Raw genomic sequence first — 21,301 nt, 5'->3', positions numbered from 1 at the left:
ATCCCGCCATCGGTTCCCCAGGCCGCGCCCGTCACGCCCAGTGGTCGCCGCTGGAAGTTCTTCGAAGGTCGACGTGACGGTTGGTCATGTGGTCCGGGGGCTCAGGAGGGCGGACCACTGAAGGGTCGCGATCACCATGGTTTCAGCGAGGTAGCCCGAGCTCGCCTGCCCGCAGCCCGGCCTGGAAGCGGGAGCCGGCCTCGAGTTCGGCCATCAGCTCGGCCACACGCCGTCGGTAGGTGCGCAGTGAGACGCCGAGCCGTCTGGCCGCCGCTTCGTCGGTGAGGCCCGAAGCGAGGGCTTTGAGGATCATGCGACCGTCGGCATCGAGGTGCGGGGTCTCACTGCGCAGATAGGCTTCGAGATCGACGGCGGCGTCCCAGATCGCCCGGAACAGCGAGTGAACGCCGTCGACCAGGATCTGTGACGTCGTCACGGTGTACTCGCGGCCGGTGGGGGTTTCCTGGCCGGCGAGGATCATCACCCGCCGGTCGATGAGGATGGTCTCGTGCGGCAGCGGAGAACGGCTGATCCGAACGAGAACGCCCTTGCTCCGCACCAGCCGCAGGTGCTCGCGGGCCTCCTCGTCGGCGAGTGCCACCGGGCTGAGCAGCTTCCGAGGGGTGATGTCAGCGGGATCCGCCGCGCGCATCCGATTTCGGACCGCGGCCCTGGCCCCCGGTTGCGACCAGGTCCTGAAATCCCGGGCGGCGCACAGGAACTCGGTCCGCACGGACTCGAAGAGATGACCTGCGCGCGCGATCAACTCTGCGTCTCCTCGCACGGAGAACACCTCTTCCTTCCGCATCCCGCCAGTCTGGCAGCAAACTGCCACGAGCTCGCTGGGCGTCGTGCCGGCGGACACCATGAGCGTCATGGCGATCAAAACCTTCTCCCTCGGCGGAGAGCTGACGGTCAACCGGCTCGGCTTCGGCGCGATGCGCCTGGCGATGGGCACCTTCGCCGGTCCGGCGCGAGATCCCGGGACGGGCATCGCGGTGCTCCGCCGGGCCGTGGAGCTGGGTGTGAACCACATCGACACGGCCGGCTTCTACGGCAGGGACGCGGTGTGGGCCAACGAGCTGATCCGTGCGGCATTGACCCCCTACCGTGACGACCTGGTGATCGCGACGAAGGTCGGGCCGTTGCCCGGACCGAACGGTGTGCCGAGTGGGCAGGCAACGGCTGATCAGCTGCGCGGCCTGGTCGAGGCGGATCTGCGCCGTCTGGGTCTCGACCGGCTCGACCTGGTCTATCTGCGGGTCGGCGGGATGACCGGGCCGGGCGACGAGTCGATCGCCGAACGGTTCGCGGTTCTGGCCGAGCTCCGCGCGGAAGGGCTGATCGGACACCTGGGTGTCAGTAACGTCGACGCCGCCCAGTTCGCCGAGGCTCGGGCGATCGCGCCCGTCGCGGCGGTGCAGAACCGTGCCGGTGACATGGGGCTGCTGGCGGAAAGCGAGGAGGCGGGCATCGCGTTCGTGCCGTACTTCCCACTCGGCGGCGGAGTCGGCAGCGGCCCGGTCGACGCCGAACGGCTCGGCAAGGTCGCAGCACGTCTGGGCGCGACCGCAGCGCAGGTCTCGATCGCCTCGCTGCTGGCGACCTCGCCGACGGTGCTGGCGATTCCGGGTACCGGTTCTCCGGAACACCTCGAGGAGAACCTCGCGGCGAACGATCTCCGTCTCAGTGCCGAGGACCTGTCCGACCTGCGAGGCTGACGGGTCGGACCGGAAGTCAGCCGGCCTGCCATGCCGTCTGTCGCCGCCCGCCCGACATCCCCGACCGCCACCGAGCGGCACCGGTCGAAGAAGGCAGCCTGGGGTCTGGGGACCGGGTACCGGCTTCGAGTGCGCGCACGGATCGTGCTGCACGCGGCCCGCGGGCTGCCGAACGCGCGGATCGCCGAGCGGGTCGCTACAGGCCGGTCCAGGCCCGCTGTCGCTGCCACCCCAACCTCGACACCGGCAAGGCCCGCACCCGGAGCGTCCCCTTAGGCTCCGCTCATGAACGACTCGACATGGGTGGGAGTGCGGGAGCGGGTGCTGGCCCTCACCGCGGTGCCGGCCGGTGACCGCGTCTTCGGCGCGAGGGGGCACAGGTTCTTCCTCGAAGCCCCATTGACCCCGGCAGAGCTGAACGACCTCGAGCACCGGATCGGTGTGTCGCTGCCTGAGGAGTACCGCGGCTTCCTCCTCCAGGTCGGTGCCGGCGGTGCCGGCCCCTCGTACGGGGTGTATCCGGTACGGCGCGTCCAGGGTCGCTGGCGGTGGGAGGGTGACGGAGCCGAGATCGCGGACCTGTCCCGGCTGGCCGAGCCGTTCCCGCGTGAAGGCGCCGATCCCGAAGCTGTGCGGCTGCTGCTGGCCGAGCGTCCGGACGAGGAGGACTTCGAGGAGATCGAGGACTTCGACGAGGCCATCGAGGCGTGGGAGGAGCGCTGGGAACCCGTGATGTGGTCGTCGGACCGCACCGTCGGCGCGGTCGTGATCTCGACGCTGGGCTGCGCCGCCCGCGAGTGGCTGATCATCAGCGGCCCGGAGCGCGGCAGGATCTGGTCCGACAACAGGGTCGATGACGAGGACCTGACGCCGCTCCTCGACGACAACGGCGAGCCGATGACGTTCAGCCGCTGGTACCTGACGTGGCTCGAGAAGGCCGAACAGCAACTGGCCTCCACCCCGGCGACAGCCTGACCCCTCAGGCCCGGCGGGGCGGCTCACGGCGTGAGGCCGGGAGTCGGAATCCCGCCCGACAACGTCAGAAGCCCACGGCGTCCGACATGGTCGGAGCCGTGGGCTTCGTCAGTCTCGCCGGTGAGCGAGCCGGGTGATCAGTACACCGGCTTGTGCGGCTCGATCTGGTTGACCCAGCCGATGACGCCGCCGCCGACGTGGACCGCGTCGGAGAAGCCCGCGGACTTCAGCACCGCGAGGACTTCCGCACTGCGGACACCCGTCTTGCAGTGCAGGACGATCTTCTTGTCCTGCGGAAGACCCTCGAGGGCGCTGCCCATGAGGAACTCGTTCTTCGGGATCAGCCGCGCGCCCGGGATGGAGACGATCTCGTACTCGTTCTGCTCGCGGACGTCGATGATGTCGATGTCCTCGCCGTCGTCGATCCACTCCTTGAGCTGCTTGGGAGTGATCGTCGAGCCGGCGGCGGCCTGCTGGGCCTCCTCCGAGACGACGCCGCAGAAGGCCTCGTAGTCGATGAGCTCGGTGACCGTCGGGTTCTCGCCGCAGACCGCGCAGTTCGGGTCCTTGCGGATCTTGACCTGGCGGTACTGCATCTCCAGGGCGTCGTAGATCATCAGGCGGCCGACCAGCGGCTCGCCGATGCCCGCGAGGAGCTTGATGGCCTCGTTGACCTGGATGGAGCCGATCGACGCGCACAGCACGCCCAGCACGCCGCCCTCGGCGCAGGAGGGGACCATGCCCGGCGGCGGGGGCTCCGGGTAGAGGCAGCGGTAGCAGGGGCCGTGCTCCGACCAGAAGACCGAGGCCTGGCCGTCGAACCGGTAGATCGAGCCCCAGACGTACGGCTTGTTCAGCAGCACGCAGGCGTCGTTCACCAGGTAACGCGTGGCGAAGTTGTCCGTGCCGTCGACGATCAGGTCGTACTGGCTGAAGATCTCCATCACGTTCTCGGCCTCGAGCCGCTCTTCGTGAAGGACGACGTTCACGTACGGGTTGATGCCGAGGACGCTGTCCTTGGCGGACTCCGCCTTGGAGCGGCCGATGTCCGCCTGGCTGTGGATGATCTGCCGCTGCAGGTTCGACTCGTCCACCTCGTCGAACTCCACGATGCCGAGCGTGCCGACGCCCGCCGCGGCCAGGTACATCAGCGCCGGGGAGCCCAGACCGCCGGCGCCCACACACAGGACCTTCGCGTTCTTCAGCCGCTTCTGCCCGTCCATCCCGACGTCCGGGATGATCAGGTGGCGGGAGTACCTGCGGACCTCGTCCACAGTCAGCTCGTCGGCCGGCTCGACCAGGGGTGGCAACGACACGGGGACTCCGTTGGTCGGTATAGGTACGGTTGTTCTTCCGGTAACACTGCCACGCCCTTCTTCATTCCAAGACAACCGTTCCGCCCTGCGAGACGTGGGTGTCCCAGCAGCCGGGCGGGTCAGATGCGGCAGGCGGCCTCCATCCAGATGTCGGCCAGCGACTCCTCCAGACCGATCCGCGGGCGCCAGCCCAGCCGGTCCCTGGCGGTGCGCACGTCGGCCTGCTGCCAGCTGCCGCAGCCGTCGGGGTAGGGGTGGACCGGCATGGTGGGCGCGTGGTGCTCGGAGTCGGTGCGCTGGTGGCCGATCAGCCCGCGCACCATGGCCCCGGGCGGTCCGTCCAACTCGTGCAGCGCGCCGCCGTATCCGGCGACCCGGGCCAGCACCGCGGCGGCGTCCCGCAGCCGGACGGCCCTGCCGGAGCCGATGTTGATGACGCCCTGGGCTGCGGAGAGAGCCGCCGCGTGCACCGCACGCGCCACGTCCCGCACGTCCACGAAGTCCCGCTGCACGCCCAGCCCGCCGAGCTTGAGCTCGCCGTCGCCCGACTGCATCGCCCGGCGCAGCGCCTCGGCCAGCCGGCCCAGCGGGGAGCCCGCCGGGGTGCCGGGGCCCGCCGGGGAGAACACCCGCAGCACCACCGCGTCGAGGCCGGAGTTGAGCACCAGCTCGGTGGCGGCCAGCTTGCTCACCCCGTACGGGCCGCCGGGGCGCGGCACGGAGTCCTCGGCCGTGGAGGACCCGGGCTGGCTGGGCCCGTACTCGGCGCCGCAGCCCAGGTGCACCAGGCGGGCGCCGCAGCCGCTGCGCCGCAGGCCCTCGCAGACGGTGGCCACGGCCACCGTGTTGTGCCGGGTCAGCTCCCGCGCGCCGCCCCGGGTGGCGCCCGCGCAGTTGACGACGACCTGCGGGTGGACGGCGTCCAGGAACCGGGTGAGCGCGCCGGGGCTGCCGGCCGCCAGGTCGAACCGGACGTCGGCGTCGTCGCCCCGGCCCAGCGCGGTCAGCTGGACGGCGGGATCGGCGAGCAGACGGTCGGCGACGAAACGGCCGAGATATCCGTTGGCTCCGATCAGCAGAACCCTCATGGCTGCTTGTTCTCCTTCAAGGCGGTCTTCAGGGGTGGGGAGGGGAGGGAAGGGGGGAAGTGCACGGTGGGGGGAGAGACGGGGGTGGGGCAGCGCGGCCTGCTCGGGCCTGTGCGGGCCCGCACGGCGCGCCGGCCCTCAGCGGTCGGACGGCGGGCGGGGCGCGGCCGGGGCGTGCGCCGAGGCCAGGGTGAGGCGGCGGCAGGCGTGGAACAGGAGCACCAGCGCGCCGGCCCCGCAGGCGATGAGCGGGACGGCGTGCGCGCCCCACACCGACACCACCGTCTCGACCGGCCCCGCGAGGAGGCCGCAGCCGGGCAGCCGGCCCGCGAACACCAGGCACACGGTGACGATCTCGGTCCAGCCCACGGCGCGCAGCACCACGCCCGGCGCGTGGGTGAAGCCGTGCACGGTCAGCAGGCGCGCGATCAGCAGCAGGGCGCCCAGCGCGGCGGTGGCCGCCGGGGTGGAGTGCTCGTCGAGCACCACGGCGCACAGGGCGGCCAGCCCGGACACCGCTGCCAGGTGCACGGCGACGACACCGAGCAGCAGGGGGCGGGCGGTGGCGGCGAACTCCTCCAGTCCACGGCTCCCGGCCAGCTTGCGGCCGACGCCCGTGCGGAAGAGGTACGCGCTCCAGGCGGCGGGCGCGCAGGACAGCGCGAGGGCGAGCAGCGGGGCCAGGCTGACCGGCCAGTCGCCGGACTGCCCGCCGCCCGGCAGCCCGTCGGGGCCGCCGACGAGCCCGGCGTGCAGCAGCCCGTCGCCCATTAGCGCGTAGCCCACCAGCAGGTACGCCCAGGCGCGCGCACCCGGCGGGGTCCGCCAGTCGTGCGGTCCGGGGAGCGAGCGGCCCTCCGAACTCAGCGGCCCTCGGCCGAGGGCCGCGCGCACGCCGGCGACCACGGCGAAGAGTCCCAGCAGGCCGACGACCGGCCGTGCCTCGCCGGTGGTCCATCGCAGCGCTGCCACGGCGAGCACGCCCAGGGCGCCGGGCAGCAGGGCCCGGACCGCCCACCGGGCGGGCGGCGGCCCGGCCGCCGGGGGCGGGCCGGCGGGCAGCCCGTCCTCGTCGGTCCGGCCGGCCCGGGCGTACATCTCCTCGGCCAGCGAGAACACGTCCCGGTGGCGGAACCGGGCGGCGGTCCGGTCGGTGACGCCGTGCGCCTCCAGACCGGCGGCGATCTCCAGCGGGTCCACCGCCCGCTCGCAGAGGTCCCGGTGCCGCAGCATCAACGCCTTCACCGGGTCGGCGCCCGTCCCCGCGACGCCTCCGCCGTGCGGGCGACGCGGCGGTGCGACGGAGGAGCCGTCCCCGAGGGCTCTCTCACGCTTGTCCAGCCCGTTCACCGGGTCACCTCCACGGAATCGGCGCCGGCGACGCGCAACTCGGCCGGGACCGCGAACGGCCGGGGCTCGGCGGCGTCCGCCTCGGCGATGCGGCGGGCCGGGCAGCGCCCGGCGACCTCCAGGTAGATGCGGTGGAACGCCGCGACGTTCTGCTCGACGGTGAACAGCTCCATGGCCCGCGCGCGGGCCGCCTCGCCGAGCCGCTCACGGCGCTCCGGGTCGTTCAGCAACGCCGCGCAGGCGTCGGCCAGGGCCTGCGGGTCCCGGGGCGGCACCACCAGACCCGTCCCCCCGACGACCTCCACCACCGCGCCCACGTCGGTGGAGACCGTCGCCCGCCCGCTGAACATGGCCTCGACCACGCTCACCGGGAACCCCTCCACCACGCTGGAGAGCACGACCACCTCGCCCTGCGCGTACACCTCGGCCAGCGGGGGCGCCTCGGGCCCGCTCATGTCGACGAACTCGACCGTGCCGTCGCCCGGGAACAGCCGCCCGGCCAGCTCCTCGCAGTGCAGCAGGTAGGCCGCGCCCTCCGGGTCGGGGGCGGAACCCGCGATCCGCAGCCGCGTGCCGGGCGCGCGGAGCCGCACGGCGGCGAAGGCGTGCAGCAGCGTCACCAGGTCCTTGGACGGTTCGATGCGCCCGACCCAGACGAGGGTGCCGGGCCCGGAGCGCGCCCCCGCCGCCCGGCCGCCCGCTCCGGCGTGCTCCCCGGCCTCGGCGAAGCGCGCCGCCGACATGCCGGGGTAGACCGTGCGCACCTTGGACCGGTCCGCGCCGCAGCGCTCCTGCCAGCGACGGACGTGGGCGTTGCCCGGGGTGAGCATGCCGGCGCTGCGGTACACCTCGGCGGCCAGGCGCCCGTGGAAGGCGGCCAGCAGCGCGCGGACGGCGGGGGGCGCCTCGGCGGAGCCGAGGTAGTGCGCCCGCAGCGGCACGCCGTACTCGGTGACCACCAGGGGAACGCCGTGGAAGTGCCGCGCCAGCAGCCCGGGCAGGGCGGCGAGCCCGCCGGCCGCGGCGTGGCAGAGGTCGACCGAGCCGAGTTCGCCCGCCTCGCACCAGTCGAGCGAAAGGGGGCGCAGGGCCTGCTCCAGGTGCGCGCCGACCTCCAGGAGATCCGTCACGCGCGCCTCACGCGCCGCCCGCGGGGCGCCCGGCGCGCGGCAGACCCGCTCCAGCGCCCGCACGGCCTCCTCGGAACGCAGCGCGGCGACCATCCCGCCCTCCTCGCGGGCGAGTTCGGCCAGGCCGTACAGAGCCGAGCGGAAACGGTCCGCCTCTTCGGGGGAGGGTGCGCCCGGCCCGGCCGCCCCCGCCGGACCGGTGCACAGACCGGCGGCGAGGTCGCCGTAGTGCTCGGCGAACCGCCGGCGCGCGCGGCGGCCGTACCAGGTGCCGTCGACCTCGGCCGTCCACAGCGGGGCGGTGCGCACCTGGGTGACCTGGGAGGGCAGGTCGACCCAGCCGGCCCGCTCCTGCTCCCGGTCGCGGCTGAGCGCGTACAACCGGAACTCGTGCTGGCCGAGCCCACGTACCAGGCGGTCGCACCAGAGCCTGGCCTCACCCGTCGCATACGGGTAACCACCCTCCGTCAGCAGTCCGATGCGCACGCGTACATCCCCGATCTCCCCTAGGAAGGGCCGCCGCCGAGGCGGCGGCTGGTAGCCGGGACGAACGTATGCGGATATGCGGGTGGCGCGACGGACGGTTGTCCGTCGCGCCACCGGAAGGGGTGAACGCCCGTAACTTTCCCTGTCACGGGGCGTTTTGTAGCGCACAGCGACGGTATGGTCGCGCGCCGTGCGCGCGCGGGCGCACGCACCGGGCATCCGGATCAGCCGACCCAGTCAGTCGGCCGGATCAGTCGGCCGGGTCGGCCGCGGCGCTCAGCCGTTCGGGTAGGCCCAGGCGTTCGGCCGGCAGTGGATGCCGTCGTGGTCCAGGAACTTCGTCTGCTGCTGCATCACGGGAGCCAGCCCGCCGTCCTTGGCGCACTCCACGTGCCCGTAGCCCAGGCGGTGGCCCACCTCGTGGTTGATGAGCATCTGCCGGTACGAGTGGATGAGCCGGTCGCCGTAGGTCTCCGAACCCCGCGCCCAGCGGTAGGCGTTGATCATCACGCGGGAGGTGGACGCGGAGTCGCAGGAGACGTTGTCGACGGTGGTGTCCAGGCCGGACCGGGCGCACCATTCGGCGGTGGTGCCCGGGCTGGCGAGGGTGATCACGAAGTCGGGGGCCTTGTCGGCCCCCTTGGGGACCCGCTTGAACGCCAGGCCGTCGTGCGCCCAACTGCGGTCGTCGTTCAGCGTCTTGTGCACGGCCTCGGCGAACAGCTCGCCGTTCAGGCCCAGTTCGTCCTCGATGTCCACGCGGTAGGTGAACTCGTCGCCTTCACGCGGGGGTTCCTCGGTGCCCGGCACCGAGGTGAAGGTGCCGGGGCCCGCGAGCGTCGGACTGAGGTCGTAGACCAGGCCCATCCGCTGCTTGTAGGAGAGACCGTCCAGGTTCCAGGCCGACGGCAGCGGGGAGGGGTCCGTGGCTCCCACGGGCTGCCCCTTCTCCCCCGACGCCCCCGACACCCCGGCGGCATGCGCGCCGCGCACCGAGTGGGCCCGGTCGTCGGCGACCTGCTCGGAGACGGTGACCCCGAGGACCACCAGCACCGCGAGCGCGAGCGCGCCGGTGAACAGGCGGCCCTTGTGCCCGCGTCGCGGCCCGACGCGACGTGGTGCGGGACGGGACGCGGACGACGCCGGGACCATGTCGCCATCGTCGTCCGGACCGTCCGGACCGTCCGCGCGACCGCCGGGCCCCTCCGGATACCGGGGCCCGTCGGGGAACGCCGGACCGCCGCCGGACCCGGGACCGCCGTCGAACCCCCGGCCGTCACCGGACCTGGAGCCGCCACCGGCCCCGGGACCGCCGTCGGCTCCGGGGCCGTCACCGCCCCCGGGGCGGGTCGCGGCGCCGCGGCCGCCCTGCGCACCGGGCCCGGCGGCCGGCCGGTACCGGCCGCGGTCGTCGAGCGTGTCGTAGTACGGCGGCCGCTGGTCCATCGCCGCCAGGCCCTCGGTCCGGGCCACCAGGTCACGGGGCTGCTCCGCCCAGGTGTCCCAGCCGCCGTCCTGCTCCCGCGGCCCGCGCGACCCCGCGTACCCGGGCGGTCCGCCCTGGTCCGGGGACCGCCCGTCGTACCCCTGGCGGTGGCCGCCGTGGTCCTGAGGCCGCCCGCCGTGGGGGTGCCCGCCCTGGGGCCGCCCGCCGTGGTCCTCGGGGTGGCCGCCGCGCACGGAGGGCGCGGGGGGCGGCGGACCGCCCCGGCCGTGGGGCGACGGGGCGGGCGCCCCGGGAACCTGCCGCGAGGGCGGCTCCCAGGGGCTCCAGCCGTCCTCGGCGTCCGGGACGTCGGCCGCCCCGGCCGAGCCGGACGCCCCGGCGGAACGCGACGCCCCGGCGACGCCTGCGGCGCCCCGCGGGTCGTGAGGGGCGGCCGCGGCCGGGCTCGCGGCATCTGCGGGCCTGGCCGGCCCCCGGCGACTGTGCCGTCCCACGCGCTCCCTCAGCTTTCGGTGTCTGTCACGGCCAGGACATCGTCGGTCTCGCCCGGACGGTGCTCCCAGGCATCCCCACCGGACTCCCCGACCGTGCCGGCGCCGGCGTCGGCGAGGAACTCGCGGAAGGCCCGGGCGACCGTGTCCGGGCACTCCATCATGGCCACATGTCCGGCTTCCGGCAGCGCCAGCAGCCGCGAACCGCGGAACGCGCGGGCCGCCCGGCGGGCCATCCGGAAGGAGACCAGCCGGTCACGGCCCCCGTAGACGAGCAGGGTGGGGGCGGCGACACGCTCGGCGTGTCGCCACAGCCGGTGCCGTCCGGCCAGGGTGTACGCGTCGACTATGCCGCGGGCCGAACGGGTCATGGCGTCCCAGAAGTAGGGCAGTCGCTGCCGCCGCTCCATCTCCGCCACCGCGGCGGCCAGACCCTCCTCGGTCACCCGTCCGGGGTCCCCGTAGGTCAGCCCCAGCACCCCGCGCACCCGCTGTTCGGGCGTCCATCCGCGGGTGAGGCGGGTGAACAGGGCCGTCGCGCCGGGCACCGCCATCAGTCCGGTCGGCACCGCGCTGCGCTGCACGCGCAGCTCCGGCAGCGCGGGCGAGACCAGAGTCAGCGTGCGCACCAGGTCGGGACGGAGCGCCGCGACCTTGGTGGCGACCGCGCCGCCCATCGAGTTGCCGAAGAGGTGCACCGGGCCGCGCCCGGAGTGCTCCAGGTAGCGGACGACGGCGCGGGTGTGGCCGGCGAGCGAGTAGTCGCCGTCGTCCGGCGGCGGCGAGTCGCCGAAGCCGGGCAGGTCGACGGCCTCGCAGTCGAGCAGGTCGTCCAGCAGCGGCATCAGCGCAGACCAGTTCTGCGAGGAACCGCCCAGCCCGTGCACGAACAGCGCCGGCTCGACGCCCTCGCGCGAGGCCGGACGGGAGCGGACCGACAGGGTCATGCCCCGCAGCGCGACCGGCCTGATCCGCTCGCCGGCCGCGGCGACCGGGCCCACCCGGGGCAGCACGGTGCCTGCGGGCGGGACGGGGGCATCGGTCGAAGACATGCGCCAATGTTACGAGACGATCACGTGCCGCCAGGCGCACCGGCGGCCCCCGGTGGTGTGGGGGCCGTCACAACGGACGGGCCGGTGCGATCCCGCCCGGATCTCCGCGGACGGGCCGGTGTGATCCGGGCGGCCCCGGGCACACATCCGCACGCGGAGGCATCGCGCCTGCGCCGGGTGTCTCCTAGGCTCGACCCCACAGGGCACCCCGTCCGGAGCGGTCCGCCGCACCGGACGACACGGACCGGAACCCCACCGAAGGGAGCCCCACCATGCCTGTCGACCCGACCGACCCGGACACCTTCGTCCACGAGGAGGAGCAGGAGGAAGCCGCCCCGGAGATCGACGTCGAGGCCCCCGAGCACGACGCGGCCGAGCAGGCCGCGGACGTCCGGCCCGCCAAGGACGAGCCGGTACGCGGCGAGGCGGGCGACCGCGCCGCCGAGGCGGACCTCGCCGAGCAGGCGAGGGTGGTGGAACTCGACGAGGACGACTACCGCTGACCTCGGGACCGCCGGACGAGGCCCCGCACGGGTTCGGGGCGGCCGGGGCGGCCGGGGCGGCCGGGGCGGCCGGGGCGGCCGGGGCAGCGCCCCGGGGAACCGCCGGGCGGACCGGCCCGCAACGGTCGTCCGCACCGCCCGCGTCGCCCCGTCCCCGGGGGTCTCTCACCGCCCGGTGAATTTCTCCGGTCGCAGGACGCACAGGACGGTTACCGAAAAGTACGATGGTGCTGCGGCCCACGCCGCGTACGGACGATCTTGGGAGGCGGCGTGACAGCCATCGAGCAGACAGAGGCGGCACGCCCGCGCGGCACCCGGCTTCCGCGCCGAGCCCGGCGCAACCAGCTGCTGGGGGCGGCGCAGGAGGTCTTCGTCGCCCAGGGCTACCACGCCGCCGCCATGGACGACATCGCCGAGCGGGCGGGCGTCAGCAAGCCGGTGCTGTACCAGCACTTCCCCGGCAAGCTCGAGCTGTACCTGGCCCTGCTGGACCAGCACTGCGCCGCGCTGATCGAGTCGGTGCGCGCGGCGCTCGCCTCCACGCACGACAACAAGCAGCGCGTCCGGGCGACCATGGACGCCTACTTCGCGTACGTGGAGGACGACGGCGGCGCGTTCCGCCTGGTCTTCGAGTCGGACCTGACCAACGAGCCCGCGGTGCGCGAGCGCGTGGACAAGGTGACCAACGAGTGCGCCGAGGCGATCTGCGACGTCATCGCCGAGGACACCGGGCTCTCCCGCGAGGAGTCGATGCTGCTGGCCTCCGGCCTGGGCGGTCTCGCCCAGGTGGTGGCGCGGGCCTGGCTGCACAGCGACCGCAGCGTGCCGCGGGACAAGGCGGTGCAGCTGCTGGCCTCACTCGCCTGGCGCGGCATCGCCGGGTTCCCGCTGCACGGCACCGAGAACGCCTGAGCGAGCCGGGCCCCCCGCGGGCCCGGCGCCCGGCGACACCCCGGGAAGGACCCCGCCTGGACTAATGTGTCCGGGGTACGGCGCGGACGGAAGCGAGATGTCCGCGCACCACTGACCGTCGGAGGGACAAGGCCGTGGAGGTCAAGATCGGCGTGCAGCACGCGCCCCGCGAGATCGTTCTGCAGAGCGGTCAGAGCGCCGAGGAGGTCGAGCGGCTCGTGGCCGAGGCGCTCGCCGGCAAGTCGGCGCTGCTGACCCTGGTGGACGAGCACGGCCGCAAGGTCCTGGTCCCGGCGGACCGTCTCGCCTACGTCGAGCTGGGCGAGCCGGCTCCCCGCAAGGTGGGCTTCGGCGCGCTGTAAGCGGCGGGCGGACACGCACGTGAAGGGCCGGACGGCGTTGAGCCGTCCGGCCCTTCGGCGTGTGCGGGACGTGATGGGCGGGTAGTCACACGGGGACCTTCCGTGCACGCTCCTGGTGAAGGGACCCGCCATGTTCTTCCTCGCGGCGCCGGCCTCGGTGCTCATCGGGCTCCTGCTCGCCTACGCGGCCGTCCACCGGCTCCCGCACCGGCTGCCGCCCGCGGGCGTGGTCCTGCCCACGGGGGTGGCGGGCGCCCTGCTCGGCACGCTGGTCACGTACGCGGCCCTGGCCCCCGGCCGGGTCGCGCCCCTGCTGCTCGGCGCGGCGGCGCTGTCCGCGGCCGCGGTCTCGCTGCTGCTGCGCCCGCGGCACACCGGCGCCCGCCGGCCAGCAGCCCGTCCCCCGGCCGCCTGACCGACCGGCGGCCCCGGCCGGCCGACCGTCGGCCCGGGCTGCCACCACAGCCACCACCGGCGACACAGCCACCGCCGGCGCCGCTGCCACCGCTGCCACCGCTGCCGGGAAACGTCAGGCGGCGAGCCCCAGGGCGGCCATGCGCTTGGTGTGGGCCTCGGTGATCCGGGAGAACATCCGGCCCACCTCCGCGAGGTCGAAGCCGTCCGCGACGCCACCGACCAGCATGGTGGAGAGCGCGTCCCGCTCCGCGACCACCCGCTGGGACTGCGACAGCGCCTCGCCCATCAGCCGGCGTGCCCACAGCGCGAGGCGTCCGCCGACCCGCGGGTCCACCTCGATGGCCGCCCGCACCTTCTCCACGGCGAACTCCGCGTGGCCGAGGTCGTCGAGCACCGCCAGCACCAGCTCGCGGGTGTCGGAGTCCAGCCGCACCGCGACCTCACGGTAGAAGTCGGCCGCGATCGAGTCGCCGACGTAGGCCTTGACCAGGCCCTCCAGCCAGTCGGAGGGCGCCGTCTGCCGGTGGAAGCCGTCCAGGGCCGCGACGAACGGGGCCATCGCCTCCTCCGGGTCGACGTCGATCTCCGCGAGGCGCGCCCGCAGCCGGTCGAAGTGGCCGAACTCGGCGGAGGCCATCTTGGCCAGCTCGCCCTTGTCGGCCAGGGTCGGCGCCAGCTTCGCGTCCTCGGCGAGCCGCTCGAACGCCGACAGCTCTCCGTACGCGAGCGCTCCCAGCAGGTCCACGACGGCGGCGCGGTACTGCGGGTCTGCGGAGGCCTGCTCCCAGGTCTGCGCGGCGACCTTCTGGGTCGCGGCCTCCGGAGCGAGGGCGTCGGTCTGGCCGGTGGCGTTGTCAGGCGTCGTCATGAAACGAACGATAGTCCGCCCGCCCGGTGCCCCGACCGTCACCGTCCTCCTCGCCGCCCCCTTGCCACCCTCCTCGTCGTCCGCGCGGTCGTCCGCGCAGGCGTCCTCCTCGTCGCCTCCGTCGCCGTCCTTCACGTCACGGCGGCACGCCCGGGGCGGTGACGTGCGGGCACGCCGCGCACCGGCGGACCGCCGCCGAGGGCGTGCGCGGGCGCGGAGGCGCACGGCGCGCGCCGGGGTGGTGTGAGGACCACAACGTCACCGAATCGACCGTCGCATGTGCGCGATTCCGGGGTATGGTGGTATTGCGCCCGCTCGTATCCGGCGGGCCGCATGAATGAGGATGCCCGGTCGGTGGCCCGATCGGCTCCGACCCGACAGCCCTCCTCGCCCGCAGGCCTTCCGCGTGCGGCCACGGAGGGGACCCTCAGCGGTACGAGTGCTGGAGCGTCGGCGTGGTCCCGTGCCACAGGCCCGCCCCGAAGCAGGGCCGACGACGTCCTTCCGGTTCGGTACGGCCGTGCTCGGCACGGTTGATCCCCCGCGCTCGCCTCGCGCCGCGCACACAGAAGAGGCAGCACCCTGACTACCACGTTCCGCGATCTCGGAATTCTTCCTGAGACGGCCGAGGCCCTCGAGGCCGTCGGCATCGTCACCCCCTTCCCCATCCAGGAGATGACGCTCCCCGTGGCCCTTTCGGGCTCGGACGTCATCGGCCAGGCCAAGACCGGCACGGGCAAGACCCTCGGTTTCGGCCTGCCGCTCCTGGAGCGGGTCACCGTCCCCGCCGACGTCGAGGCCGGGCGGGCGAAGCCGGAGGACCTGACCGAGGCGCCGCAGGCGCTGGTCGTGGTCCCCACCCGCGAGCTCTGCACCCAGGTCACCAACGACCTGCAGACCGCCGGCAAGGTCCGCAACGTCCGCGTCCTGGCGATCTACGGCGGCCGCGCCTACGAGCCGCAGGTCGAGGCCCTCAAGAAGGGCGTCGACGTGGTCGTCGGCACCCCGGGCCGACTGCTCGACCTGGCCGGCCAGAAGAAGCTCGACCTCAAGCACGTCCGCAGCCTGGTCCTCGACGAGGCCGACGAGATGCTCGACCTCGGCTTCCTGCCGGACGTCGAGAAGATCATCAACATGCTTCCGGCCAAGCGCCAGACCATGCTGTTCTCGGCGACCATGCCGGGCGCGGTCATCGGCCTGGCCCGCCGCTACATGTCGCAGCCCACGCACATCAGCGCCACGTCGCCGGACGACGAGGGCAAGACGGTCGCGAACACCAAGCAGTTCGTCTACCGCGCGCACAACATGGACAAGCCCGAGATGGTCGCCCGCATCCTGCAGGCCGAGGGCCGCGGGCTGGCGATGATCTTCTGCCGCACCAAGCGCACCGCCGCCGACATCGCCGACCAGCTGCAGCGCCGGGGGTTCGCCGCCGGCGCCGTGCACGGCGACCTGGGCCAGGGCGCCCGTGAGCAGGCGCTGCGGGCCTTCCGCAACGGCAAGGTCGACGTGCTGGTCTGCACCGACGTCGCCGCGCGCGGCATCGACGTCGAGGGCGTCACGCACGTCATCAACTACCAGTCCCCCGAGGACGAGAAGACCTTCCTGCACCGCGTCGGCCGCACCGGCCGCGCCGGGGCCAAGGGCACCGCGGTCACCTTCGTCGACTGGGACGACATCCCGCGCTGGCAGCTCATCAACAAGGCGCTGGGCATCGGCTTCAACGACCCGGTGGAGACGTACTCGACGTCTCCGCACCTCTTCTCGGACCTGAACATCCCCGAGGGCACCAAGGGCATACTGCCGCGCTCCGAGCGGACGCGTGCGGGCCTCGGCGCCGAGGAGATCGAGGACCTGGGCGAGCCGGGCGGCCGCAAGGGCGACCGTGACCGCGGTGGGCGTGGCGGCCGTGGCCGTGGCGGGCGGGACGAGCGTCCGTCCCGTGACGACCGTGACTCCCGTGACGATCGTGGCTCCCGCGACGAGCGTCCGTCGCGCGGCGAGGGCTCCGGTGCGACGGAGGCCGCCGAGGGCGAGCGCGCTCCGCGCGCCCCGCGTCGCCGTCGCCGCACCCGCAACGGCGCCCCGGTGAGCCAGGCCGCCGCCGCGGCGACCGCCGCCGTGGACGCTCCCGTCGAGGTCCCCGTCCAGGCAGCGGCTCCCGCCGCTCAGGCGGCCGTCGAGACGGCCGAGGGCACCGAGGCCGCCCCGCGCCGCCGTCGCCGGACCCGTGCGGGCGCCGGCGCCACCGAGGGCGTCGTGACGGAGGCCGCCGCGCAGACCGCGCCGGTCGCCGAGGCCGCCCCCGTGGAGCCCGAGGCCGCGCCGCGCCGCCGCACCCGTAAGGCCGCCGCCCCCGAGGCGGTCGCGGACACGGTCGAGGCCGTGGAGGCCGCGCCGAAGCGCCGGACCCGCAAGGCCGCCGCTCCGGCGGAGACCGCCGAGGTCACCCCGGTGGAGGCCCCGGCCGACGCCGAGGCCAAGCCGCGCCGCCGGACCCGCAAGGCCGCCGCCCCCGCGCAGGCCGAGGCCGTCGCGGACACCGTGGAGGCAGTGGAGGCCGCGCCCAAGCGCCGCACCCGCAAGGCCGCCGCTCCGGTCGAGGCCGTGGCCGACACGGTCGAGCCCGTGGAGGCCGCGCCGAAGCGCCGCACCCGCAAGGCCGCCGCTCCGGCGGAGACCGCCGAGGTCACCCCGGTGGAGGCCCCGGCCGACGCCGAGGCCAAGCCGCGCCGCCGCACCCGCAAGGCCGCCGCCCCCGCGCAGGCCGAGGCCGTCGCGGACACGGTCGAGGCCGTGGAAGCAGCGCCCAAGCGCCGCACCCGCAAGACGGCCGAGGCGGCCCCGGTCGCCGAGATCCCCGCCCAGGCGGGCGAGGAGGCGCAGACCAAGCCGCGCCGCCGCTCGCCCCGCAAGGCGGCGCAGCCGGCCGAGAGCTGAGGCTCCCGCCCGACGGCCCGGTTCCCTCGGGGGAGCCGGGCCGTCGGCGTTCCTGGGACCGCTCGGTAATCTGACCGCCATGAGCAGGCCCGACACCTTCACTCCCCCGCCCGGCGCGCGCACGTTCCAACTGGCGACCTCGCGCGGGGAGTTCGCCGCGATCGAGATGCCCTCCGCCCCCGGCGCGGCGCACCGCGGCACCGCCCTGCTGCTGCCCGGGTACACCGGCAGCAAGGAGGACTTCATCGCGTTGCACGCCCCGCTGGCGGCCCGCGGCTACCGCACGGTGGCCGTGGACGGACGCGGTCAGTTCGAGTCGGAGGGGCCCGACCACGACGAGAAGGCGTACGCGCAGAGCGAGTTGGCCCAGGACCTGCTCTCCCAGGCGCACACCCTGGCGGAGGCGGCGGGCGCCCGGATCCATCTGCTGGGGCATTCGCTCGGCGGGCAGATCTCCCGCGCCGCCGTCCTGCGGGACGCCTCCCCGTTCCGCAGCCTCACGCTGATGTCCTCGGGTCCGGCCCACATCTCCGACTCCCAGCGGCAGCGCGTCACCATGCTCCGCGAGGCGCTGTCCTCGCTGTCGATGGAGCAGGTCTGGGACGTCATGCAGGCGATGGAGGCCACCGTCGCGCCCGAGGCGCTGGCCGAGCAGCCCGACACCAGGCCGCTGCGGGAACGTTGGCTGCGCACCCGTCCGGCCCAGCTGCTGGCCACCGGGCGCCAGTTGTGCGAGGAGCCGGACCGGGTCGGGGAGCTCGCCGCCGTGGGCCTGCCCTGTCACGTCCTCTCCGGCGCCCGCGACGACGTGTGGCCGGTGGAGCTCTTCGACGACATGGCCGTCCGTCTCGGGGCCCGCCGCACCGTCGTCGAGGGCGCGGAGCACTCCCCGAACGTGGACCGCCCCGAGGAGACCGCCCGCGCGATCGCCGGCTTCTGGGACGACGTCCCGCTCGACGGCCCGTCCCCCGCCGCCGGCGGCTGACCGCCCCGGACACCGGAGACCGCCGCACGCGACGGTCCTCGCGCGACGGCCCAGTGCGCGCGGGCCCACCCGACGCCCCGTCGCCGCACACGGCAGCACCACGTACCACGCACCACGCACCACGCACCACGCACACCGTGCCCGCGGACCGGCTCGTGCCCGCGGACCGGCTCTCAGCGCACGGTGCGCAGGCGGTCCCAGAAGCCGTCCCTGAGCGCCCTGCGCAGGTCGGACTGCCCGCGCAGGGAGTAGCCGAGCAGCCCCTCGGCCTGCACCAGCAGGGCCTGGTCCTCGGACCCGGGCAGGTACGGCTGCTCGGTCAGCAGCGCCTCCATCGCCGCCGGCCCGCGCTCGGCGAGCCAGCGCGCGGCGATCTGCGCGCCGACGAATCGGACGTCCTCCCAGGTCGGCCGGGCCGCCGCCGCCTCGAAGGCGACCGTGGCCCGGCGCGAGACGTAGGGCTTGAGGAACTGAAGGTCCAGGGTGCGCTCGCTGTCGACCTCCCAGAGCAGCGGCTCGGCCTGGTTGCGGCCGTCCGGGGCCTCGATGCCCCAGAGGTGGACGCGCGCCCCGTACTCCTGCGCCGCCTCCACGGCCGGCACCAGGTCCTCGTCGCCGCCGAGCAGCGCGGCGTCGGTGATGGCCCGGTTGCGCGCCAGGGCCTCCAGGTCGGAGCGGATCAGCCCGTCGACGCCCTTCTGCTGGTTGTTGGCGTTGAGGTTGCCGAGGCGGACCTTGACGTCGGGCAGCTCGGCGATCGCCTGCTGCTCGGCGGTGTGGATGCGACGGCGGGCGCCGTCGTACCAGTACACCCGCAGCAGCCGGCTGTCCTGGAAGAGGAGCGCGGCCTTGTCGATGAGCGCGGCGATCACGCCCTCGGTGTCCAGCTCGAAGGCCCGCCGGTCCTCGGTGCCCACCACCAGCCGGCCGGCGGCGGCGTAGAGGTAGCCGGCGTCCACGAAGAGGGCGTGGGTGGACTGCGGCGCGGACTGCGTCCTGTCCAGTGCGGTGAGGACACGCCTGAGCAACTCGTTGGTGCTCTCGATGCTTGCGGTCAGCGCCGCGAGGTCGTCATTCATACCGGGGCCCATTGTCCCGGCGGTCACTGAGCGGACACAACCGGTCTCACCCGGTTCCGGCCACGCGCCCACATGGTCCCGTGACCTGCGGGTATACGGGAACTTACTTAGGCGGCCGAAATTTTTCCTTAGCTAGGGAATCTTCCCGCCCGGTTCGGGTGTTGTACCCGGTACATACCGACGTGGGAAGGGAGAAGCATGCGCTTCGAGATTCTGCGTCTCGACGACGCCAGCGGCCGACCGGTCGACAGCACCGTCGTGGACGCCGCCTCCGTCAACGGGATCGTGCAGCAGGCCGCCGAGATCGGCCAGCGCCTCTGGATCCGTCCGGCCGACACAGCGGCCTCATAACATTTCCGAACCACCGCGGCCCGGCGGGCAGCCCCCACGAAGGAGGCTTCCCACCGGGCCGCAGTGCTTTTCCGGCCTGCCGCGGCCCCGGCTTCAGGAGCCCTGGACCACCTGGGTCACGCCGTTGATGATCTGCTGCACGGCGATGGCGGCGAGCAGCATGCCCGACAGCCGGGTCACCAGGACCACGCCGCCCTCCTTGATCAGGCGGACCACCAGCAGCGAGTTGCGCATGACCAGCCAGATCACCACGTGGATGGCGAGGATCGCCGTCCACACGCCGACCTGCGCGCCGACGTCGCCCGCCTTCTCGACGGCGAGGATCACCGAGACGATGGCGCCGGGCCCGGCCAGCAGCGGCATGCCCAGCGGGACCAGAGCCACGTTGACGTCCTTGGTCTGCTGCGGCTCGTCGGTCTTGCCGGTGAGCAGGTCGAGCGCGACCAGCAGGAGCAGCACGCCGCCCGCGATCATCAGGGCGGGCACCGAGATGTGCAGGTAGTCGAGGATGTGCTGGCCCGTCAGGCCGAAGAGGGCGATCACGCCGCCGGCCACCAGGACCGCCTGAAGCGCCATGCGCTTCTGGACGGCGGTGGGCCGGCCCGCGGTGAGGCCGAGGAAGATCGGGGTGACCCCCGGCGGGTCCATGATCACGAAGAGGGTGAGGAAGAGGGAACCGAAAACGGCGACGTCGAACACGGTGAATGGCCTTGCGGATGGTGCGGAACGCCGCCGTCGGGGCGCGCCCGGGCAGGGCACGGCGCGACGCGGCGTGGGACGTGGGGGGTGAGGGAGGCCGGACGCGGCGGGACCGCGGACCGGGTGGGTCCGCGGCGCCGGGTCAGGCGGCGGAGGGTCCGCCGGCGCCCGGGACCGGGAAGGCGCCCCAGGCACGGCGGATGATCTCGCCGTAGACCTCGGGGTCGGTGAGGTTCTCGCCGAGGACGCAGGTCTTGCGGGTGCCGTGGTAGTCGGACGAGCCGGTGACCAGCAGGCCCAGCTCGGCGGCGAGGCCGCGCAGCCGGGCGCGGGTGGCCGGGTCGTGGTCCATGTGGTCGACCTCGATGCCGTCGAGGCCGGCCTCGGCCATGGCGGCGATCGCGGACTCCGGAACCGTCCGGCCCCGCTTGGCGGCGCCGGGGTGGGCGAGGACGGTGACGCCGCCGGCCGCCTTGACCAGGCGGATCGCCTCGAAGGGGTCGGTCTCGTGCTTGGGCACCCAGACCCGGCCGCGGTCGGCCAGCCAGTGTCCGCTGAAGGCCTCGTCGACGGAGGCGACGACGCCCAGCTCGACCAGGGCGGTGGCCACGTGCGGGCGGCCCACGGAGCCGTCGCCGGCGATGCGGGCGACCTGCTCCCAGGTGACGTCGATGCCCAGCTCGCGCAGCCTCGCCACCATGGCGCGGGCGCGCGGAACGCGGTCGTCGCGCACCAGCTCGCGCTCGGCGAGCAGCGCGGGCTCCTCGGGGTCGAAAAGGTACGCCAGCATGTGCAGCGATATCCCGTCGCCCGGGTCGGACCCGGGCTCGGCCCAGCGGCAGGAGAGCTCCGCGCCGGTGACGAGGGTGAGGCCCTCGGGGAGCGCGGCGATGGCCTCGGCGTGGCCCCGGGTGGTGTCGTGGTCGGTCACCGCGACGACGTCCAGACCGGCGCCGGCCGCGGCCCGCACCAGTTCGCCGGGGGTGTCGGTGCCGTCGGACGCGGTGGAGTGGCAGTGCAGGTCGATGCGCACGGCGACTCCAGCGGACGAGGGTTTGCACGGACAGGTCGACACAAGGATAAGGGGTCGTCCGAGTGGGTGACACTTACCTGTCGCGGGCATGTCGCA

The 21,301-nt window shown here is 74.1% G+C and carries 20 protein-coding genes; 9 read left to right on the top strand and 11 right to left on the bottom strand.

Annotation, left to right across the window (positions count from 1 at the left end; all coding sequences use genetic code 11):
* Positions 1-142: 142 nt before the first annotated feature.
* A complete protein-coding gene (locus ABT026_RS15260; RefSeq protein WP_502967986.1) occupies positions 143-868 on the bottom strand; it encodes a DNA-binding response regulator in 726 nt (241 codons plus the stop codon).
* Between the two features lie 7 nt (positions 869-875).
* On the opposite strand from ABT026_RS15260, the gene ABT026_RS15255 reads away from it, so the two are divergent.
* Both ABT026_RS15255 and ABT026_RS15250 read left to right on the top strand, forming a co-directional pair.
* The gene (locus ABT026_RS15255) at positions 876-1,721 is read left to right on the top strand and encodes an aldo/keto reductase (RefSeq protein WP_351114840.1); all 846 of its coding nucleotides are present in this window, start codon (positions 876-878) and stop codon (positions 1,719-1,721) included.
* Positions 1,722-2,006: 285 nt separating this feature from the next.
* Positions 2,007-2,696: an SMI1/KNR4 family protein gene (locus ABT026_RS15250; RefSeq protein WP_351114838.1), complete on the top strand. Its 690-nt coding sequence runs from the start codon at positions 2,007-2,009 to the stop codon at positions 2,694-2,696.
* Positions 2,697-2,833: 137 nt separating this feature from the next.
* Here ABT026_RS15250 and moeZ read toward each other — a convergent pair whose 3' ends face one another.
* From moeZ to ABT026_RS15220, 6 genes are all read right to left on the bottom strand, one after another.
* The gene (gene moeZ / locus ABT026_RS15245; protein ID WP_351114836.1) at positions 2,834-4,012 is read right to left on the bottom strand and encodes an adenylyltransferase/sulfurtransferase MoeZ; all 1,179 of its coding nucleotides are present in this window, start codon (positions 4,010-4,012) and stop codon (positions 2,834-2,836) included.
* Between the two features lie 119 nt (positions 4,013-4,131).
* Entirely contained in the window at positions 4,132-5,100 is a 969-nt protein-coding gene (locus tag ABT026_RS15240) for an NAD-dependent epimerase/dehydratase family protein (RefSeq protein WP_351114835.1), read from the bottom strand.
* 138 nt (positions 5,101-5,238) lie between these two features.
* Positions 5,239-6,450 (bottom strand): hypothetical protein, encoded by a 1,212-nt coding sequence (locus ABT026_RS15235; protein ID WP_351114834.1) that lies wholly within the window; start codon positions 6,448-6,450, stop codon positions 5,239-5,241.
* Positions 6,447-8,066 (bottom strand): DUF3492 domain-containing protein, encoded by a 1,620-nt coding sequence (locus ABT026_RS15230; RefSeq protein WP_351114832.1) that lies wholly within the window; start codon positions 8,064-8,066, stop codon positions 6,447-6,449. The genes ABT026_RS15235 and ABT026_RS15230 overlap by 4 nt, the downstream gene beginning before the upstream one ends.
* A 276-nt stretch (positions 8,067-8,342) precedes the next feature.
* Complete coding sequence (locus ABT026_RS15225; RefSeq protein ID WP_351114831.1) at positions 8,343-10,007, bottom strand: DUF3152 domain-containing protein; 1,665 nt, start codon at positions 10,005-10,007, stop codon at positions 8,343-8,345.
* Positions 10,008-10,015: 8 nt separating this feature from the next.
* The gene (locus ABT026_RS15220; protein ID WP_351114830.1) at positions 10,016-11,056 is read right to left on the bottom strand and encodes an alpha/beta fold hydrolase; all 1,041 of its coding nucleotides are present in this window, start codon (positions 11,054-11,056) and stop codon (positions 10,016-10,018) included.
* Between the two features lie 272 nt (positions 11,057-11,328).
* On the opposite strand from ABT026_RS15220, the gene ABT026_RS15215 reads away from it, so the two are divergent.
* From ABT026_RS15215 to ABT026_RS15200, 4 genes are all read left to right on the top strand, one after another.
* Positions 11,329-11,559, top strand: coding sequence for a hypothetical protein (locus ABT026_RS15215; RefSeq protein WP_351114829.1), 231 nt, complete (start codon positions 11,329-11,331; stop codon positions 11,557-11,559).
* A gap of 270 nt (positions 11,560-11,829) precedes the next feature.
* A complete protein-coding gene (locus ABT026_RS15210) occupies positions 11,830-12,471 on the top strand; it encodes a TetR/AcrR family transcriptional regulator (protein ID WP_108954502.1) in 642 nt (213 codons plus the stop codon).
* Positions 12,472-12,605: 134 nt separating this feature from the next.
* Positions 12,606-12,833 (top strand): DUF3107 domain-containing protein, encoded by a 228-nt coding sequence (locus ABT026_RS15205; protein ID WP_351114827.1) that lies wholly within the window; start codon positions 12,606-12,608, stop codon positions 12,831-12,833.
* A gap of 130 nt (positions 12,834-12,963) precedes the next feature.
* Positions 12,964-13,248 carry a hypothetical protein gene (locus ABT026_RS15200; protein WP_351114825.1) on the top strand — a complete coding sequence of 95 codons (285 nt, stop codon included), beginning with the start codon at positions 12,964-12,966 and terminating at the stop codon, positions 13,246-13,248.
* Between the two features lie 114 nt (positions 13,249-13,362).
* On the opposite strand, the gene ABT026_RS15195 is transcribed toward ABT026_RS15200, so the two are convergent.
* A complete protein-coding gene (locus ABT026_RS15195; protein ID WP_351114824.1) occupies positions 13,363-14,118 on the bottom strand; it encodes a ferritin-like fold-containing protein in 756 nt (251 codons plus the stop codon).
* 675 nt (positions 14,119-14,793) lie between these two features.
* Between ABT026_RS15195 and ABT026_RS15190 the strand changes: the two genes are divergently transcribed.
* Both ABT026_RS15190 and ABT026_RS15185 read left to right on the top strand, forming a co-directional pair.
* Positions 14,794-17,058, top strand: coding sequence for a DEAD/DEAH box helicase (locus tag ABT026_RS15190; protein WP_502967980.1), 2,265 nt, complete (start codon positions 14,794-14,796; stop codon positions 17,056-17,058).
* A 79-nt stretch (positions 17,059-17,137) separates the two neighbouring features.
* The gene (locus ABT026_RS15185) at positions 17,138-18,043 is read left to right on the top strand and encodes an alpha/beta fold hydrolase (RefSeq protein ID WP_351114823.1); all 906 of its coding nucleotides are present in this window, start codon (positions 17,138-17,140) and stop codon (positions 18,041-18,043) included.
* A gap of 173 nt (positions 18,044-18,216) precedes the next feature.
* Here ABT026_RS15185 and ABT026_RS15180 read toward each other — a convergent pair whose 3' ends face one another.
* Positions 18,217-19,122, bottom strand: coding sequence for an NYN domain-containing protein (locus tag ABT026_RS15180; RefSeq protein WP_351114822.1), 906 nt, complete (start codon positions 19,120-19,122; stop codon positions 18,217-18,219).
* Between the two features lie 198 nt (positions 19,123-19,320).
* Between ABT026_RS15180 and ABT026_RS15175 the strand changes: the two genes are divergently transcribed.
* A complete protein-coding gene (locus ABT026_RS15175) occupies positions 19,321-19,473 on the top strand; it encodes a DUF8834 family protein (RefSeq protein ID WP_351114820.1) in 153 nt (50 codons plus the stop codon).
* Between the two features lie 93 nt (positions 19,474-19,566).
* Here the strand turns inward: ABT026_RS15175 and ABT026_RS15170 are convergent, their stop codons facing one another.
* Positions 19,567-20,172 (bottom strand): MarC family protein, encoded by a 606-nt coding sequence (locus ABT026_RS15170; protein ID WP_108954508.1) that lies wholly within the window; start codon positions 20,170-20,172, stop codon positions 19,567-19,569.
* Between the two features lie 142 nt (positions 20,173-20,314).
* The gene (locus ABT026_RS15165) at positions 20,315-21,205 is read right to left on the bottom strand and encodes a PHP domain-containing protein (protein WP_351114818.1); all 891 of its coding nucleotides are present in this window, start codon (positions 21,203-21,205) and stop codon (positions 20,315-20,317) included.
* Positions 21,206-21,301: the final 96 nt, after the last annotated feature.

It is taken from the genome of Streptomyces sp. NPDC002734, assembly GCF_040295685.1.
GTDB lineage: Bacteria > Actinomycetota > Actinomycetes > Streptomycetales > Streptomycetaceae > Streptomyces.
This window is presented reverse-complemented; position numbering and strand designations above follow the sequence as displayed.

Bases quoted from the DNA above. Each gene is read 5' to 3' on its own strand.
- ABT026_RS15260 (WP_502967986.1), bottom strand. From the start codon at position 868: ATGGTGTCCGCCGGCACGACGCCCAGCGAGCTCGTGGCAGTTTGCTGC.
- ABT026_RS15255 (WP_351114840.1), top strand. From the start codon at position 876: ATGGCGATCAAAACCTTCTCCCTCGGCGGAGAGCTGACGGTCAACCGG.
- ABT026_RS15250 (WP_351114838.1), top strand. From the start codon at position 2,007: ATGAACGACTCGACATGGGTGGGAGTGCGGGAGCGGGTGCTGGCCCTC.
- ABT026_RS15240 (WP_351114835.1), bottom strand. From the start codon at position 5,100: ATGAGGGTTCTGCTGATCGGAGCCAACGGATATCTCGGCCGTTTCGTC.
- ABT026_RS15220 (WP_351114830.1), bottom strand. From the start codon at position 11,056: ATGTCTTCGACCGATGCCCCCGTCCCGCCCGCAGGCACCGTGCTGCCC.
- ABT026_RS15215 (WP_351114829.1), top strand. From the start codon at position 11,329: ATGCCTGTCGACCCGACCGACCCGGACACCTTCGTCCACGAGGAGGAG.
- ABT026_RS15200 (WP_351114825.1), top strand. From the start codon at position 12,964: ATGTTCTTCCTCGCGGCGCCGGCCTCGGTGCTCATCGGGCTCCTGCTC.
- ABT026_RS15195 (WP_351114824.1), bottom strand. From the start codon at position 14,118: ATGACGACGCCTGACAACGCCACCGGCCAGACCGACGCCCTCGCTCCG.
- ABT026_RS15190 (WP_502967980.1), top strand. From the start codon at position 14,794: ATGACGCTCCCCGTGGCCCTTTCGGGCTCGGACGTCATCGGCCAGGCC.
- ABT026_RS15185 (WP_351114823.1), top strand. From the start codon at position 17,138: ATGAGCAGGCCCGACACCTTCACTCCCCCGCCCGGCGCGCGCACGTTC.
- ABT026_RS15180 (WP_351114822.1), bottom strand. From the start codon at position 19,122: ATGAATGACGACCTCGCGGCGCTGACCGCAAGCATCGAGAGCACCAAC.
- ABT026_RS15175 (WP_351114820.1), top strand. From the start codon at position 19,321: ATGCGCTTCGAGATTCTGCGTCTCGACGACGCCAGCGGCCGACCGGTC.